The organism is Caldisericum exile AZM16c01, from assembly GCF_000284335.1.
In the GTDB taxonomy this organism is placed as follows: domain Bacteria; phylum Caldisericota; class Caldisericia; order Caldisericales; family Caldisericaceae; genus Caldisericum; species Caldisericum exile.
On record NC_017096.1, the window covers coordinates 1,366,956 to 1,384,166 of the forward strand.

A 17,211-nucleotide genomic window follows, 5' to 3' on the forward strand; every position below is an offset into this window, starting at 1 on the left:
AGGTACATATGGCAATTGCAATATCCTTGAGAGACATAGTAAAGGTTTATCCAAATGGAGTTGTAGCAAATAAGAAAGTTAATCTTGATATAGAAAGTAAAACAATCCATGCAATCGTAGGGGAAAATGGTGCAGGAAAATCAACTCTAATGAAGATCATCTTTGGCATGGAAGAGCCCGAAGAAGGAAAAATTTATGTAAAAGGAAAAATGGTCCATTTCAAAACACCAATGGATGCAATCAAGCAAGGTATTGGAATGGTGCATCAACACCTCATGCTTGCAGAGGACTTAACTGTTGTAGAAAACCTCACATTGGGAATCGAACCAAGGAAATTTATGATATTTCTTGATAAAAAAGAGATGCGTAATCTCGTACAAAGCTATATAGAAAAATATAAAATAGAAGTTCCATTGGACAAAAAGGTAAAAGAACTTCCTATAGGAGTGAAGCAGAGAGTTGAAATTCTTAAGGCACTTTTAAGGAATGTAGACATTCTCATCTTAGATGAACCAACAGCAGTTCTCACTCCTCAGGAAACAGATGTATTATTCAAATCACTGAAAGAACTAAAGGAGCAAGGGCAAACAATCATTTTTATCTCTCACAAACTTAAAGAAGTAAAGGAAATTGCAGATAAAGTAACCGTAATGCGTGATGGCAAAGTAATTGCAACTGACGATGCATCGCATCTATCTGAACACGACATTGCAAGACTAATGGTAGGACGAGAGGTTTCATTTGAAAGAATAGAGGAAAGCAAACATATTGGAAACATTGCCCTAAAAGTTGAAAATCTAAATTACATAAATAGAGAGAAAATTCATGTTTTAAAAAATATCAATTTTGAGGTAAGGTCGGGGGAAATTGTTGGGATTGCAGGTGTTGAAGGAAATGGGCAAACCGAACTTGTTGAAATCCTTACAGGTCTTAGAAAGGCAACAAGCAGTGCAGTTTATGTGCTTGGACAAAATATAGTTGATCGGTCTGTTCGAGAAATCCGTGAAATAGGCGTTGCACATATACCAGAAGACAGAATGAAAAACGGTGTTGCAGAAAAAGCAAAGATAAAGGAAAACCTCATCTCTGATAGGTACTATAAGGGTAATTTCTCTAAAAGAGGTATACTAAATTATCAATTTATTGATAACTACGCAAACGAACTTGTGAAACAATTCAATATCCTTACCCCATCAATTGACTCAACAGTAAATGCACTTTCTGGTGGTAATATACAAAAAGTAGTTGTCGCAAGAGAATTATCAAGCAATCCAAAAGTTATCATCGCTTCACAACCTGTAAGAGGTATCGATGTTGGAAGTGAAGAGTTAGTACATAATTTCATCAAAAATGCAAGAGATTCAGGGTGTGCAGTTTTGCTTGTTTCTGCAGACCTTGATGAGATACTGAAACTTTCCTCACGAATACTTGTGATCTATAATGGTGAAATCGTAAAGTCCTTTGACAAAGTTGTGGGGCTTAACGGTGTTGACTTAGGCCCATATATGCTTGGCTTGAAGAAAGGTGAGTGATGTATGGAAAAATTCATTCTTAAATATTTTAACCTCTTAAGGACAATTATTGCAATTCTTATTGGTTTTGTTATTAGCATCTCTATAATTCTTCTTGTTTCGAAAAATTCTATCGCTTCTTTAGGATACCTTTTCCTTGGGCCGTTTGGTTCTATAAGCAGAATTGGAAACATTATCGAACTTGCTACACCTATTATCTTTTGCGGTATCGCAATTGCAATACCGTTCCAAGCACAACAATTTAACGTAGGTGCAGAAGGCACATTTTTTATAAGTGCAGCACTTGGCACAGCCTTCGCCTTAATTATACAGAAACTTAATCTTCCTGGATTTGTTTACATCATTGTAGTTCTTACATTTGCAGGCCTTATGGGTGCTTTGTGGGGATTTATTCCTGGGTATCTTAAAGCAAAATTTAGAGCAAACATGGTTGTCCTTACGCTTATGCTTAACTATATCGCCTACTTTATTTCCATATATCTTATCAATTACCACTTTAGAGATAAATCTGCAGGATACCTTACATCTTACAGACTTCCCGATACCGTATATTTGAAGCAGTTCATTCCCAATACAAGAATACACATAGGCTTCTTAATTGCTATTGCATCGGTTTTTATTGCTTACTATTTCCTGTACCATACGACACTTGGCTATGAAATTAGAATGGTTGGATTCAACTTTCATTTTGCAAAGTATAGCGGTATAAATGTATTCAAAGTTATAGTATTGTCATCGATAATTGGTGGCATTTTTGCAGGCATTGGCGGAATGTCAGAGGTAATGGGAATTCACAGGCGATTCCTGTGGCAATCGCTTCCAGGATATGGTTGGGATGGAGTGGTTGTTTCAATTATTGGACGAAATAATCCAATACTCATAATGTTTGCGGCATTTTTCCTTGCTTATTTAAGAATTGGGGGACAGGTTTTAAACCTTCTTTCAGATGTTCCCTATGAGTTAATAAGTGTAATTGAAGCAATCATTATCCTTCTTATTACAGCAGAGGCATTCCTTGAAAACGTTAAATACAGAATTACCGTTCAAGTTGCAGAAAAGGAGGTGCTCGAAAATGAATCCCCTTCTTAAAAGCATACTTTCAACAACGTTTCTTTTTTCGGTTTTAAGAGTTGCAACACCTATTATTTTCCCTGCACTTGGAGTTGCAATCTCGTCTCTTTCTGGTTCAACAAACATTGCCCTTGAAGGAATCATGCTCGTCTCAGCATTTGCAGGAGTAGTTGTTTCTGCATTTACTCAGAATTTATGGTTATCACTTATTGCAGGAATTTCCGCAGGTGTTCTTATAGCCTTGATACTTGGTTACTTCAGCCTGAAATTAAAGGCAGATATTATCCTTGCAGCAATTGCCTTGAATTTGTTTGCATCAGGTATAACAGTATTCCTACTTTACATATTTGCGCATGATAAAGGGGTTTCAAGCTCGCTCAAAAGTCTTGTATTTCCAATAATAAAATTAGATTTTCTCTCTGAAATTCCAATTTTAGGCGGAATCTTAAATAATCAAAATATTCTTGTTTATATTGCGTTTCTGTCGGTTGCAATCTACTATGTAATTGTTTTTCACACACCATTAGGGCTTAAAATAAGGGCCGTAGGGCAAAATCCAGATGCAGCAAGTTCAGTGGGTATAAATGTTGTAAGAATAAAACTATATGCGCTTATAATTTCAGGAGTTTTCGGTGCGTTAGGTGGTCTTTATCTTTCAATGGGGTATGTCTCATGGTTTGGACGTGATATGACAGCAGGGCGTGGTTTCATTGCAATAGCGGCATCCTCAATCGGTGGAAATATGCCCTTAGGAACACTTTTAGGGTCGCTTCTTTTTGGTATTGTTTACGCACTTGCAAACTTCCTTGCGCCTATCAATATCCCATCAGAGATAATTCAGGTTATCCCATATATTGTGACAGTTTTGGTATTAACAATTTATTCTGCAAGAACTGCAAAAGAAAAAGAGGTAGGTGAAGAATGAAAAAAATCATACTTGATTGTGATCCAGGACATGATGATATGCTTGCAATAATTCTTGCACTTTCAAGCAAGGAACTTGAAGTTTTAGGAATTACAACTGTTGCAGGCAATCAAACAGGTGAGAAGACCTATATAAACGCTTTAAGAGTATTGAATCTCATTGGAAGAACTGATGTCAAAGTTTCAAGGGGATTTGATAAACCAATTCTAAGAGATCTTGTTACAGCACCTCAAATACATGGAGTTTCAGGACTTGATGGCGCAAATCTTCCTGAACCAAAAGGAAATGCGACTAACAAACACGCAGTTGACTTTATTATTGAAACAGTAATGAATTCAGATGAGAAAATTCATCTTGTACCAACAGGACCTTTGACAAACATTGCGGTTTCACTCCTAAAAGAGCCAAAAATTAAAGACAAAATTGAGAAAATCGTTCTCATGGGGGGTGCCTTCCATGATTCAAACTTTACGCCGGGTGCTGAATTCAATATTTATGTTGATCCAGAGGCTGCAAAGATTGTCTTTGAAAGCGGAATTCCTATAGTGATGGTTGGGCTTGATGTCACAAACAGAGCACTTTTAACTTTTGAAGATATCGATTATATTGAAAGTCTTAACGGTCATGTGTCACGTGTAATTGCACCACTTTTAAGATTTTTCGGAAAGGCAAATAACGAATTTTTCGGTTTTGATGGAGCACCAATCCACGATGCACTCGCCGTATCATATCTTATTGACCCAACGATTCTTACACTTAAACACCTACACGTAGATATTGAGACAAAGGGTGAATTCACAAGGGGGCAAACAGTCGTTGATTTCTATAACGTCTTAAAAAAGGAGCCCAACGCCTATGTTGCACTTGATCTTAATCTTCCTAAATTCAAAACGCTCATGATTGAAGCAATAAAGTATTTTGATGAGAAATGGACATAAATTGATACAAAACTTAATATTATTTTCTACAAATCATGCCCCGCCTATGGCGGGGTGTATTATTTTTTAAATAGAAGAGCCCATAGTCCATATTACCTTCATTAATAAAAAATTTTAAACTGTTGTTAGAGTTGTTGAGAGCAAAGTCTGAGGTAAGAAGATAAAGCAAAGAACCTCCTATTTTTAATGTAGGGGATAAACTTCACTCCCCTATGACCCCCCCTGAAAGGCGGAGATTTCTCACTGCGTTCGAAATGACACATACATAGTCATTCCGAAGCCGAAGGCGAGGAATCTCCTCTTTTAGTTAGAGGGGGATTACCAATTCTCCCCCTCTAACTCCCCCTAAATGTCGAAGACTCCTCGTCATTTCATTCCTCGGAGTGCCAATTAAAAGTCATTCCGAAGGCTTTAGCCTGAGGAATCTCCTCCTTTAATTTGACTTAGGAGCATCCTTAAATCTCTCTTAAAGGTGTGGACACCTTGCAAAATCTACTTTGATAGACTAACAACAGAAGAAGGTGAATCCCCATTCTAATTACCTTTAAAAAGTAAAAATAATTCCTTATGTTTTCTGGGTAGGTGTATGATAAGGAATAGACCTCACTCCTTCATTAGTAAATTTGTTGTATAATCTACTGTGGAAAAGTTTGATGTGATAGTTATTGGCGGTGGGCCAATTGGATGCAATGTTGCAAATAATCTTGCAAAGGAAGGAATCTCGGTTGCAGTATTAGAGGCAAAAACGAAAATTGGATTCCCAAACCACTGCTCAGGGCTTGTCCCAATGGAATTTATCGAACTTACAAACTTAGACAATTCTCTCATTTTGAATTATATAAAAGGTGCGGAAGTTTTCTCCTATAAAGAAAGCAATTTTCAATTTAAAAGAGACACTCCCTATGCTGCAGTTATTGACAGAAGCAACTTCGACATCCTTATGGAAAGAAGGGCAAAGGAAAGCGGAGCAAAATTCTTTTATAATGCTCACATTGAAAGTATCGAAATAAAAAATGGGGAATCCAACATTACCCTTACAAATGGAAAAATTTTCAGTACAAAAGTCATTGTAGTTGCAACAGGCTCAACATCTGCAATTCAAAAGATGTTAAATATTGAAATTAATGGAAGCACAATCTACACAGTGCAAATTGATGTAGAAATTCCATTAAAAGACACTGAAATCGCTTTCATATATATGAATAACCAAGTTGCGCACAATTGGTTTGCATGGGCTATACCAACAAACCAAAACAATGCTCGTGTTGGATTTGGTGAAGACATTGGAAGAAATCTTCTCGATAAATTAGACTTTCTTTTTAAAACATGGGGAGTGCTTTCAAGTGCAAAAATTACAGGGAAACCAGTTGTATGGAGCATCCCAATCGGCATACCAAAGAAAACCGCTTTTAAAAATATTCTTTTTGTAGGCGATGCTGCAAGACAAGTTAAGCCATTCTCGGGTGGTGGACTTCTGACAGGCTTTATAGCAGGAAATATTCTTAGTGAAACAGTAATCGCAGCATTTAAAGATAGCGCAAATTTTTATAAGATTCTTGAAACTTATGATAACCGATGGAAAAAAGTATTATCAAACGAATTCAAAAAAGAAATTTTTTTAAGAGACGTATATACCTCCTTAACCGATAGTGATAAAGATGAAATAATCAAAAATCTAAACAGAAAAAAAATTTCTGAAATTTTGCTACAATACGGATTTATGGACAATCCTGCCATAACTGGCTTAAAATTGCTACTACATACCCCAAAGATACCATTAATTTATATTAGAAGAAAATTGTTAGGATAAAAATTTTTCTTTTTTGGTTAAAGTTGGCGAACCAACAAGTATTACTTTACTTCTTGCCCTTGTTATAGCATAGGCAAGATTAAATTTGTCTTCAAAAATCTTTGGAAGAGTTTCTAAATCAACAAAATTTATTATCACAATTGGAGATTGAATTGCTTCATCTACAAGAGAGACTTTTACACCTTCAATTTGATTATTTTTCAATTGCTCTATAATATAGGCCTTTTGTCTTTCGTATGGAACGATTACCTCAATTGATGAGCGCTCTACACCGCCTTTTAGGAATTGCTTTATAAGAGTTATGGTAAAATTCGCTTCATTTCTATTGAGTTTGTTTTTTTCAAATTCAACGCTGCCCTTAACACCCACAAACTGCACAACTTTTTCTGGATTAACAAGAGGAATAAATTCACTTTCGATATTTTCTTTGTTAAGAATTTTAAATTCTGAAATATCTAAAGTGGCCTCTGAACGCAAGGGATAAAATTTTGAAACAAATCTATGAATACACTTATCAAAGCCAACTGCTTTTGCGAGTGTAAAGATTCTCTGGTCGTCTAAAAGATTTTCGAATGGAACCGCGCTATCATAGGTAAATACAATGATATTATTTGTAAATGGTGCAAAATTTAATATAGTTATTTTATCGATATTTCTATCAAAGTAGAAAATGTAATCGTATGTTCCTTCAAGGTTTTCTACTCGTTTTTCTACAAAATTTCCAAAAATTTCTCTGAGTGGCTTGTAAAAACTTTTAGAGAATATGAGACTTCTTGTTTCTGGGTGCTTTCGCAAGAATTCTCCGATAATAAATTTTTTGCCTGTTCCAAAATCACCTTTGATAATCGCAAATGTTGGAGCACTTTCAATTAACTCAACGGCATTTCCGAAAAGTTTATCCACGTGGGGTAAAAATCTTCCGTTTATAAGAAAATCCCTCAAAGTGTCTGATGCTCTTTTTATGTTAACAATTCCTTTAACTTCTTTTCTAATTGTTTTAAGGGGTGCAATAAATTCAGGCGACACGGTTTTGTAATCAACTGCACCTGAAATTGAATTAAAGTCAACTGACTTAACTATGCCAAAAATTCTCATATTAAGAGGTGGCCTTTCAAAAAGCATACAAGGAGTACCCCTATCAAGGTTTAATTCGTTATCCTTGATGAGAGCCTTAAATGTAAAATCATCGCCTTCGGCATTGTAAAGTCTCGTTGTCTTAATGTTTTCAAGCGTCCCTTCAAGAAGTTTTTTAATGTGTTTGCGTGCATCTCTAAATTCTTTAAGAAAATCATTGATTGGTTCTTCAAATATCTCTTTATGGTCGAGGATATATGCATAATCAACCATATTGGGATTGTTTTTGTTAACATTGCTTTCAAGCACCTTAAAGAATGAATAAACAAGGTTTGCAAAGTTGTTTCTCTTTGATATCACCTGTTTCTTATCGATAAGAGAAATTTTTCTCTCTTCAAAGGTAGCGACACTGCTCATAACTAAATACTCTTCAAATTTTGAGGAAAGCGCTTGAACTACACCTTTAGTAAGATTCCCTTCAAATACAACGGGAAACCTTCCAAAGAAAAGTGCATCCTTAATAAAAAACCCAAAGGTCGTATCAAAAATATAAGGATAAAAACTGAACTTTGCCTTGATGTCTTTTGGAAATCTTTCAATTAAGGATTTAAAACGCTCGCTTTCCTTTATGCCTCTAACTGCATAAAAGATTTCGCTTTCGAAAGATTCCTTAAGGGGAGCGCCACTAAAAATCTTAAAGAGTGTTGAGAAACTGTCTTCCTCAATTTCTTCTGGCTGGACAAGAAAGCCTGGGTAAAATGACACAAAAGAGTCATCTCTAAACAAAAATGTTCTGTGAAAGCCTCCACCTACTTCTTTAAGGTTTACAAGACTCAATTTTTTAACATTTGATAACTCAACAGGTTTTTCAAAAACAATATTGAATACACCGTCATCAGTTGAAAGTGTAATACCTTTTTTCCCAGAGCTTTCAAACTCCTTTATTACAACCCCTTTTAAATTTGTCATCTTACAAAATTATACAATTTCTGTCAATAAATCAAAAACAATTTTCAAAAATTAATAGAGTTTTTGAAGATTAGAAGTCCAAGAAGTGAAATTAACGTCAAGAACAAATACTACTTTTATGATACAGGGATAAGAAACGGTATAATAAACAATTTCAACAAGTTAGATTCAAGAGATGATGTTGGTGCTCTTTTCGAAAATTTTGTAATAGCCGAGAGATTAAAAAAACATAAATACTTGAGGACTTTTACAAATTTGTACTTTTGGAGAACGTATAGCAATGGTGAGATAGACCTAATAGAAGAATCTCAAGGAGAAATACTCTCTTTTGAAATAAAGTGGAATAAAATCGTTAAACCGCCCAAGTTATTCTTCGAGACTTATAAAAACTCGACTTTCGAAGTGATTACAAAAGAGAACTACCTTGATTTTGTAATATAAAATTCACCAATTACCAAAATCTCTAAATAATTATTACCGCAACTTGCAAAAAATGGATTTAAAATTTATAATATGTTGTAAGGAGGCTTGATAAGATGAATACAGTAAAGCATGTAAAAATTGTAGCAAAAAAGCCATTCTGGAATATCGATAAGGCACATGACTGCAGGGCATGTCAAACGCCTTGTAAGTCCGCATGCAAGACAAGTGTAACTGTTGGAAACCAAGTTTGTGAAATAAAGAAACCTGTTAAAAGGTGGATCTGGTAGTCTGAATGTTTGACGAATCTTTGGTGCATCTCTTCCCCTTTAACGGGGAATTTTTTGCTGTTGACGTAAATTCGGGAAGCCTCTTAAACTTGGATGAGATAACGTATTTTTATTTGAAAAGCCTTCAAGAAACAGATTCAAAAGAAAAAGCCTTTAACATAACAAAGGAAAAGTTTGGGGAGGTTGCATTCGAAATACAAGAAGAAGTCGATGAACTCATTAGAGATGGCATTCTTTTTTCAAAACCTCCAAAATATTTTGAGTCCAATCTCATATTAAAATCAATGTGCCTTAATGTTGCACACTCCTGCAACTTTGGATGTCTTTATTGCTTTGCAAAAAAGGGCAATTATGGCGGATCTGATGCCTTGATGAGTTTTGATGTAGCAAAGGCTGCGATTGATTTTCTTGCAAAAAATTCATCAGGACGCGTTACTCTTGAAGTTGATTTCTTTGGAGGGGAGCCCCTCCTCAATTTTGAGGTTGTAAAGAAAACGATAGAGTATGCAAAAGAAACTTATAAGAATAAAAAATGGCGATTCACAATAACAACAAACGGAAGCATTCTAACAGATGAGATTGAAAAGTTTCTCTATGATAACGATGTGAGTATCGTATTAAGCCTCGATGGTGATAAGCATGTAAATGACAAATATAGAGTACTGAGAAGTGGTCTTGGCACTTTTGATTTGGTATTTCCGAAAATAAAGAAGGTGACAGAGCACAGAGCCGAATCTGGTGGATACTACGTAAGGGGCACCTATACACACAATACGCTTGAAATATCAAAAACCGTTATGGATCTACATAACTTTGGCTTTAAATATATTTCTCTTGAACCTGTCGTAACAAAAGAAGAAGATATTGGAATTAAAAAAGAGGATTTGCAAATTCTTAAAAAGGAGTATGAGCACCTTGCAATAGAATACGTAAATTCACAAAAAGAAAGCACTTGGAACTTCTTCCACTTTAATCTCGACTTAGAGGCAGGCCCATGTATTCAAAAGCGTATTCATGGATGTGGTGCAGGTGTTGAATATATTGCAGTATCACCCGATGGCTCAATATATCCATGTCATCAATTTGATGGCATAAAAGAAACAAAGTTGGGAGATGTATTTTCAGGCATTACAAACAAAGAATTGCAAGAAAAATTCAGAAAAGCAAATTTTCTCTTTAATAAAAAAGAATGTGCAACATGTTGGGCAAGGTTCTATTGCTCTGGCGGTTGCCTTGCAAATAACTATACTATGAACGGCGATATCTTCAAGCCTTATGAAATTGGCTGCGATATCCAAAAAATGCGCATTGAAGCAGCACTTTATGTTGCATACAAATTAAGAGAACTCGATATAGAAGTCCCAACAACACAACTTTCTGAAAAAAGAGATTCTGTAAGGTAATCTAAATTACGCCTTGTTAAATTCCTCTTTCAATTTCTTATAGGTTTCTTCAATTGTTTCGGGAATTACCCTTGTTTCCCCAAATACGGACATAAAATTTGTATCCCCACCCCATCGAGGGACTACATGGAAATGAAGATGCTCTTCGCCTGCACCTGCTGCACGGCCAATATTAACGCCAATATTAAAGCCTTCTGGGTGATAAACGTTTTCAAGCATCTTAACTGCAAGTCCTAAAAACTGCATGATTTCTTTTTGCTCATCTTCATTGAGTTCGTAAGGAAACTTAATGTGTCTTTTGGGACAAATCATCACATGCCCTGAATTATATGGATATCGATTGAGTATTATAATTGCAAAATTTCCCCTTTTCACAACAAGGCTCTCCTCATCATTTAAGGAATTTGCTGCAACACAAATAAAGCAATCCCTATCTTTTTTATGCGCATTTTGAATATATGTTTTTCGCCATGGCGCAAATAAGTTTCTCATGTTGCCCTATTATAACAAAAAGTACACTTGACTCAATATCTGTGGTTAGATAAAGTTATAAGAAAACTCCCATAATATAATGTTGGGAAAAATCATATAGGGATTTTCCTTTGACTCAGAACAATTTCGTATATAATTCAAATAGGTAATAATATAATAGTATCTCGTAGAATCTGCTAAAAAAGATTACAAAGGATTAAGAAAATTGCACAAGGCAACATATTTGTAGTGGATAATGAAATAAACTGATGAAACCTGTAATTAGATTAAGAGCAAAAAGTGTTAGGCTCAAAGGCAAATTTATTTTAAAATTTCTCTTAATAAATGCAATTGTAGGAATACTCACAGGAATTGCGGTATTCATATTCTATTCAGTGATTAAGGGAATAAACTTTTTTGTATTGGAAAAAGTCCTTTGCATTAAAGAGTTTCCAATTACATTAGATGTAAGACAAAAAATGCTTTTAATCACCGTTCTAACACTTGCAGGTTTGTTAAGCGGGTTTATACAACACAAACTCTTGAAAGATAAAGAATATTACGGCACAGAAAGGATTATTGATGCTATTTATACCGACTCTGAAATCACAGGCAAAGAGTTTGCAAGCGAATTTGCGATTTCATCAGTAATACTTGGAGCCGGTGGAAGTGCAGGTTACGAAGGGCCATCAGGAGGAATTGGTGGTGCAGTTGGATACTTCCTTGGAAACATTTTTAGAATAAGCACTCCTGCAAGAAAAATTCTTTTAGCCTCTTCCATTGGTGCAGGAATTGGTGCAATTTTTATGTCTCCTATAGGGGGTGGAATCTTAGGTGCAGAAATTATTCAAAAGAAATTATTAAATGCAAAGGTTTTGCCTTATTCATTAGTGTCTTCCATTGTAAGTTTTGAAGTATTTTCAAGGTTGGCAAAAATACATTCAAGGCTAATACCATTTGGAATAACCGAAAAATTTAGCATAAAACTACTCATTTTAGTAGTCTTGTTGGGAATTTTTATCGGAATCTTTGAAGTAGTATTTTTAAGAATTATAAGGCTTATGTTAAAAGGAAAAAAGTTGCTTAGAAAAACAATGATAATCAAGATTATCTATCCTGCAATTGGCCTTTTCATCGTAGGGATCATAATTTCATTCTTCCCAAAAACTTTGGGAGGGAGTTTGGAATGGATTAACTATATTAAAGACAATCCTTCAATACTCTCAAGTAAAGAACTTATATTTCTTCCATTCGTTAAAATGATTGCAAGCGCTATCACAGTAATTATAGGAAAAGGTGGTGGACTTTTTGTGCCGAGCATTTTTATTGGAGAGATTTCAAGTATTGCTTTTGGAAAACTTATTGCATACATATTCCCGAATCTTCTTACTCTAAATGAGATAGTATTTTTAGGAATAGTAGGTGCATTTGGATTAATTGGTGGAATTGGTAATATTCCTTTTGCAATGGCAGTTATTGGTGTTGAAACTACGGGAAATTTATCCCTAATTCCTTATATTTTGCTTGTCTCTCTAATTTCTATATTTATCGAAAGTGAGTCACTATATGTAACTCAAAGATAGATTTAATCCTCTGTAATGATTTCTCCGTGCCTTCTTCCATCGTTTTTAATGACTTGTCTTACATAATCAATAAATTTTCTTACTTCTTCAAGGTCTTCGTCATCTACATCTTGAATCTTTTTGTTCTTTCCTTTGAAACTTAGAAGTTTTAGCAAGGACAATCTCCGCAAAGCAGTATTCATATCAATTCTTCCATCAGCCCAATCGTCCCAAATTGCATGTGCGATCCCATAGAATTCAGAAATTGAATCAAGCCCGGGTTCGTTAAAATCTAATACCTCTTTTCCAAGATACTTATAACGCTCTTCTCGTTCATCTTGCGAAAGTGGTTTCGATTTCTCTTTTAGGTAATCGTTTTTTTTATAGCGTCTTCCTTTTTTTAAAAACTTTAACCTTTAAGTTTATTTTCGATACTTTGAAGCATTGATTTTATCTGTTGGATTTCTTTTTTGAGCGATTCGATATCTTGCCTCAATTCCTTGATATCTTCATCTTCATAATTACTTTCTTCAAACTCCTCCAAGTCCTCGTCATATTCCTCAAAATCTCCTTCGATAACATCATCAATAACATCGTCGACAGTTCCTTCTGCACCTACGACTACATCAATACCAGCATCATCAAAAGCAGACATCATGTGTTCTCCCATGTTTCCTGCAACAACCATTTCAACACCTTTTTCTTTAAGAAAATTTGCAACATCATCATGTGCATGAGCACCTGCAAAGGGATTGTTAATTGACTCAACATTCTTTACTTCATCGCCCTCAACCTCAACAATTACAAAGTAAGGAGCATGACCAAAGTGCTCCGAGATTAAACTTTCAAGGCCATTTGCCTCATCTGTTACAAATGCAATTTTCATCTACTTGCCTCCTTAATCATATTTATTAGTTTTTCTATTATTGACTTTGAAAATTGGAGTTTCTTTTCAAGGTCTTTAAGTTCCTCTATGCCTTTCTCTGTTATCGTATATACACGCTTTGCAGGACCGCTAACACTTATCTCCCACGAAGATGTTACAAGGCCTTCCATTTCAAACATTCTCATTATCTTATAAAAGGCACCCATCTCACTTGGGCCAAAGTCTTCTGCTAAATTCTTAAAAGTCTCAATAAATCCAGAGATAATATCATAACCATGCTTTGGACCGTTCAATTTTAGATACGACAAAATCCACGCTCTCAAGACTATATTCTGAGAAACACCAATGTCTGTAAAATTTGCACAACCTCTTCCACATTTTCGTTTCATATATTATTATATCATATAAGTAACAAAAATCATTTTCACTTGTAGGTAACTATGCTATAATTTTGATGATGATAATGAAAATACTAATATTGCTAGCAATTTTAGGGATTTTTAGTGGAATTTTTGCATTTTATAGAGGGAGGTTTCTTGAAAAAGTTGACTCCATTGATACACCATTAGTATCGGTTATAATTCCTGCAAGAAATGAAGAGAACAATCTCAAGAAGATACTTACAAGCCTTAAGAATTGCACTTATCCAAACCTTGAGGTTATTGTCGTAGATGATAATTCAACTGATAGAACCTTTGAGGTCGCACAATCCTTTGGAGCAAAAGTCGTGCGTATAATTGAGCGTGAGAATGGCTTTCTTGGAAAACCATACGCATGTCTTAAAGGCTTTAAAAATTCACAAGGAGATATCCTAATATTTGTTGATGCAGATGTAGAATTTGAATCTAATGCAATTAAAAGTATTGTTTCGGAAGTGTTAAGAACAAAAGGAGTTGTATCAGTGTGGCCAAAACATATTGTAAAAAAGCCTTACGAAAATCTATCAATGATTTTTGCCATCATATCTGCCATGGCATCAAAAAGCTTTACCATCATTGAAAACACAAAGCCAATCGGCATTTATGGTCCTTTGATTGCCGTATCAAGGGAAAATTATATCAAAGTAGGGACCCATTACGTTGTCAAAAATGAGGTTGTTGAAGATTTTAAACTTGGGCAGGCATTTTTAAAGGCAAATATACCTATCACGAATTTCCTTGGTTCCGACCTTGTCAAATTCAGGATGTATCCGGAAGGGTTTAATTCACTTTTCAAAGGTTGGTCAAAAAACTCCGCACTGGGAAGTGCAATTGTAGATTTTTCGATTGTTTTGCCGATTATGCTTTTCCTTTTCGGCTCTCTTATTCCACCTTTATACTATCGCATATACCCGTTTTTCTATCTTTACTTTGCATATGTATTTTTGATTTACATTTTTGCAAGAAGAGTTGGTGAATTTTCGGTAATTGCTTCAATATTTTATCCAGCAGTTGTTTTCTTCACCCTTTATGTTATTTCATATTCTTTTTATGCAACTTTCATAAGAGGCTTTGTAGAGTGGAAAGATGTAAAAATATTTACAAGAAGGTAGGTGAAATAAAGTGGAACAAATAAGATTGTTTGCGCTTTACTTCTTAATTGAATTTTTAGCAGGTTCTATCATGTTTTCCTACCTTATAGGTCTTATACTCCACAAAGACATAAGAAGATATGGAGATGGAAATCCTGGTGGGTTCAATTTGTGGCACGCAGCAGGACGTGTTGCAGGTATCATAGGAAGCCTCCTTGATTTTGCTAAAGGGGCATTGCCTTTGTATTTTATCGCTAAAAATAACATTTTCGGGAGTGTTCCATTGAGTATACTTGCCATTGCACCACTTTTGGGGCATATGTTTTCACCACTTCTAAAAGGAAGAGGTGGAAAAGGAGTTGCAACAACATTTGGGATTTGGGTTGCGTTAACGAACTTCCAAATCGCAATACTCTTTGCGATTGCTTTGATTTTATATCCTCTCGTATTTCACAAAGGTTATGAGGAATCGCCTGAATACAATGCTCTTAGGGTAGTAGGTTCATTCCTATTCATTGGCGTTTTTGTTTATATTTTATATCGAGAGTTTCTTCTTGCTTGGTTCTTGAATGCATTGCTTCTTATCTACTCCCATAGAAGAGAACTGAGCGATATCCCAATAAGACTTAAAGAAAGGTTTTTAGGGTAAATTATTTAGGCATACGACAACTTAAAGGTATACACCCCTAAAAGCAATTCCCTTTTACGGCTTATTCTTTGGACAGCACGTATGACAATCGCCGCACATAAAACATTCTTTGCAATCAATTTCATAATGGTCAACTTTCTCAATTGTTGCATTTGCAGGACAGTTTCTAACACAATTCTTGCATAAGATACAAGAATTTGAAATTTTACCGTTTACAAGATGTAATTTACTACCAATAAAGGCAACTACTCCAAGATAAGCACCAAATGGGCAAATATATCTGCACCATGGTCTGTAAATGAATACCGAAGAGATAAGCGTTAAAATAACTATTATAAGAGCAATCCCTGTAAGAGATATGCTGTATATGGATTTGAAAGGCTCAAATTTACATAGGATACCAACACCATTTACAATTGCAAAAGCAATAACTAAAATTAGCACCAAATATTTAATATATTTTAGCTTTCTATCCAAACTTGGACTTATTTTTAAAGCAATTTTCTTTTGAAAAAGAAATTCTTGCAATGCACCATGAGGACAAACCCAACCACAGAAAATCCTACCTTTAAAAAGAGTTATAGGCGTAATTATTCCAATCATAACAATTCCTAATATAAATACCTTTGAACCAACAGCACTTATGAATATCTTCTCTATATACCCCATAATACAAGGACATCCACCAAAATAAAATCCAAGCACCGCAACTGAGAACAAAAGCAATAAATACCGTAATTTAAACTTCTTGAGGATGTAAAGAAGAAGCGCAAGGAACAATAGCAATAGGTATAGGATATTTTGAGTAGTAAAAATATCTTGAAGCGTTATGTTTGAGGTGCTTGTATTCGAAGTCTTTTCTTGGGTGTTAACTTCGTTAGTATTTGTTTGAGAATTTGAGGGATTCTCTATGTGCTCTTCCGAAGAAGTTGTTTTAGAGTTATCTGTTTGTGTTTGAGAACTTGAAGTACTTTCAGAACTATTGGATGAAGAAACAGAGCTACTATTCGAGGAAGGAGTGCTCGAAGAAGTATTAGGGGTGACGGTGCTTGAGGAAGCATTATTCACATTTGTATTATTTGATGCTCCCGTGTTCGATGTTGCAGTCGTGTTTGAAGATGTCCCACTTGAAGACGAGTCCTGAGTTGAGGAAACCGTTGTAGTACTGTTCGTATCACTACCATTAACGACTTTTATTGTTGCAGTCCAAACCATTAACCCACCCTTAGGACAATCTCTTGTAACTTTAATAACCGCATCGGAAACTGTAGTAAATTTTACTTCGATAGTTTTTTTGTCAGGCGTGCCTGTGATCCACGGATACTCTTTTACAATTTCTCCCCCCACTACTTCAATTTTCGTCTCATCAAGGGGAAGAACGCAGGTTTTATGGGTTTTAGTTCTCAGTATATCAATTGAAATCGTCTCTTCAACTTCCACCTCAGTCTTTGAAGGAACGATACTCACGGTGCATCCAAAAATATTTGGAACATATAAAAATATAAGCAAAAGTACCGCAATTGCGGATATTAAAACCTTTTTCTTAATTTGTTTCATTACAACCTCCTAAAATTTAATGTTATTACTTGTTTTATAATATCTGGAAATTGTGAAGACAATTTGAATAATTTTTCACAATATGGCTTTTTAAAGACAAAAGTTTCTTTGCAAAAGAAAAAATGGGGCTATAATATTTTTATG

The 17,211-nt window shown here is 35.1% G+C and carries 17 protein-coding genes; 11 read left to right on the forward strand and 6 right to left on the reverse strand.

Annotated elements, in window-relative coordinates; translation table 11 throughout:
* Positions 1 to 8 precede the first annotated feature (8 nt).
* The 5 genes from CSE_RS06940 to CSE_RS06960 all read left to right on the forward strand — a co-directional run bounded on the left by CSE_RS06940 (position 9) and on the right by CSE_RS06960 (position 6,276).
* Positions 9 to 1,532: an ABC transporter ATP-binding protein gene (locus CSE_RS06940; protein WP_014453935.1), complete on the forward strand. Its 1,524-nt coding sequence runs from the start codon at positions 9 to 11 to the stop codon at positions 1,530 to 1,532.
* Positions 1,533 to 1,535: 3 nt separating this feature from the next.
* Positions 1,536 to 2,621 carry an ABC transporter permease gene (locus CSE_RS06945; protein WP_014453936.1) on the forward strand — a complete coding sequence of 362 codons (1,086 nt, stop codon included), beginning with the start codon at positions 1,536 to 1,538 and terminating at the stop codon, positions 2,619 to 2,621.
* Positions 2,605 to 3,528, forward strand: a complete 924-nt coding sequence (locus CSE_RS06950; protein WP_014453937.1) for an ABC transporter permease — start codon at positions 2,605 to 2,607, stop codon at positions 3,526 to 3,528. Before CSE_RS06945 ends, CSE_RS06950 begins: the two co-directional genes overlap by 17 nt.
* Positions 3,525 to 4,466, forward strand: a complete 942-nt coding sequence (locus CSE_RS06955; RefSeq protein ID WP_014453938.1) for a nucleoside hydrolase — start codon at positions 3,525 to 3,527, stop codon at positions 4,464 to 4,466. Before CSE_RS06950 ends, CSE_RS06955 begins: the two co-directional genes overlap by 4 nt.
* Before the next feature lie 640 nt (positions 4,467 to 5,106).
* The gene (locus tag CSE_RS06960) at positions 5,107 to 6,276 is read left to right on the forward strand and encodes a geranylgeranyl reductase family protein (RefSeq protein ID WP_014453939.1); all 1,170 of its coding nucleotides are present in this window, start codon (positions 5,107 to 5,109) and stop codon (positions 6,274 to 6,276) included.
* Here CSE_RS06960 and CSE_RS06965 read toward each other — a convergent pair.
* Positions 6,268 to 8,319: an AAA domain-containing protein gene (locus CSE_RS06965; RefSeq protein ID WP_014453940.1), complete on the reverse strand. Its 2,052-nt coding sequence runs from the start codon at positions 8,317 to 8,319 to the stop codon at positions 6,268 to 6,270. The two genes, CSE_RS06960 and CSE_RS06965, sit on opposite strands and share 9 nt — an antisense overlap.
* Positions 8,320 to 8,382: 63 nt before the next feature.
* Between CSE_RS06965 and CSE_RS06970 the strand changes: the two genes are divergently transcribed.
* From CSE_RS06970 to scfB, 3 genes are all read left to right on the forward strand, one after another.
* On the forward strand, positions 8,383 to 8,760 hold the full coding sequence (locus CSE_RS06970) for a DUF4143 domain-containing protein (RefSeq protein WP_014453941.1): 378 nt from the start codon (positions 8,383 to 8,385) through the stop codon (positions 8,758 to 8,760).
* 95 nt (positions 8,761 to 8,855) lie between these two features.
* Positions 8,856 to 9,029: a six-cysteine ranthipeptide SCIFF gene (gene scfA, locus CSE_RS08150; RefSeq protein ID WP_014453942.1), complete on the forward strand. Its 174-nt coding sequence runs from the start codon at positions 8,856 to 8,858 to the stop codon at positions 9,027 to 9,029.
* Between the two features lie 5 nt (positions 9,030 to 9,034).
* Entirely contained in the window at positions 9,035 to 10,432 is a 1,398-nt protein-coding gene (gene scfB, locus CSE_RS06975; protein ID WP_014453943.1) for a thioether cross-link-forming SCIFF peptide maturase, read from the forward strand.
* 6 nt (positions 10,433 to 10,438) lie between these two features.
* On the opposite strand, the gene CSE_RS06980 is transcribed toward scfB, so the two are convergent.
* Complete coding sequence (locus tag CSE_RS06980) at positions 10,439 to 10,924, reverse strand: HIT family protein (protein ID WP_014453944.1); 486 nt, start codon at positions 10,922 to 10,924, stop codon at positions 10,439 to 10,441.
* Between the two features lie 248 nt (positions 10,925 to 11,172).
* Between CSE_RS06980 and CSE_RS06985 the strand changes: the two genes are divergently transcribed.
* Positions 11,173 to 12,486, forward strand: coding sequence for a chloride channel protein (locus CSE_RS06985; protein ID WP_014453945.1), 1,314 nt, complete (start codon positions 11,173 to 11,175; stop codon positions 12,484 to 12,486).
* Positions 12,487 to 12,488: 2 nt separating this feature from the next.
* On the opposite strand, the gene CSE_RS08525 is transcribed toward CSE_RS06985, so the two are convergent.
* The 3 genes from CSE_RS08525 to CSE_RS08025 form a co-directional block, all read right to left on the reverse strand.
* Positions 12,489 to 12,668, reverse strand: a complete 180-nt coding sequence (locus CSE_RS08525; protein WP_014453946.1) for a hypothetical protein — start codon at positions 12,666 to 12,668, stop codon at positions 12,489 to 12,491.
* Positions 12,669 to 12,874: 206 nt separating this feature from the next.
* Complete coding sequence (locus CSE_RS06995) at positions 12,875 to 13,351, reverse strand: NifB/NifX family molybdenum-iron cluster-binding protein (protein ID WP_014453947.1); 477 nt, start codon at positions 13,349 to 13,351, stop codon at positions 12,875 to 12,877.
* Positions 13,348 to 13,740, reverse strand: coding sequence for a PadR family transcriptional regulator (locus CSE_RS08025; RefSeq protein ID WP_014453948.1), 393 nt, complete (start codon positions 13,738 to 13,740; stop codon positions 13,348 to 13,350). Before CSE_RS08025 ends, CSE_RS06995 begins: the two co-directional genes overlap by 4 nt.
* Positions 13,741 to 13,814: 74 nt before the next feature.
* Between CSE_RS08025 and CSE_RS07005 the strand changes: the two genes are divergently transcribed.
* Together CSE_RS07005 and CSE_RS07010 are read left to right on the forward strand one after the other, a co-directional pair.
* Positions 13,815 to 14,882 carry a glycosyltransferase gene (locus tag CSE_RS07005; RefSeq protein WP_041726148.1) on the forward strand — a complete coding sequence of 356 codons (1,068 nt, stop codon included), beginning with the start codon at positions 13,815 to 13,817 and terminating at the stop codon, positions 14,880 to 14,882.
* Between the two features lie 10 nt (positions 14,883 to 14,892).
* Entirely contained in the window at positions 14,893 to 15,510 is a 618-nt protein-coding gene (locus CSE_RS07010) for a glycerol-3-phosphate acyltransferase (protein WP_014453950.1), read from the forward strand.
* A gap of 54 nt (positions 15,511 to 15,564) precedes the next feature.
* On the opposite strand, the gene CSE_RS07015 is transcribed toward CSE_RS07010, so the two are convergent.
* Positions 15,565 to 17,067, reverse strand: a complete 1,503-nt coding sequence (locus tag CSE_RS07015; protein ID WP_014453951.1) for a 4Fe-4S binding protein — start codon at positions 17,065 to 17,067, stop codon at positions 15,565 to 15,567.
* Positions 17,068 to 17,211: the final 144 nt, after the last annotated feature.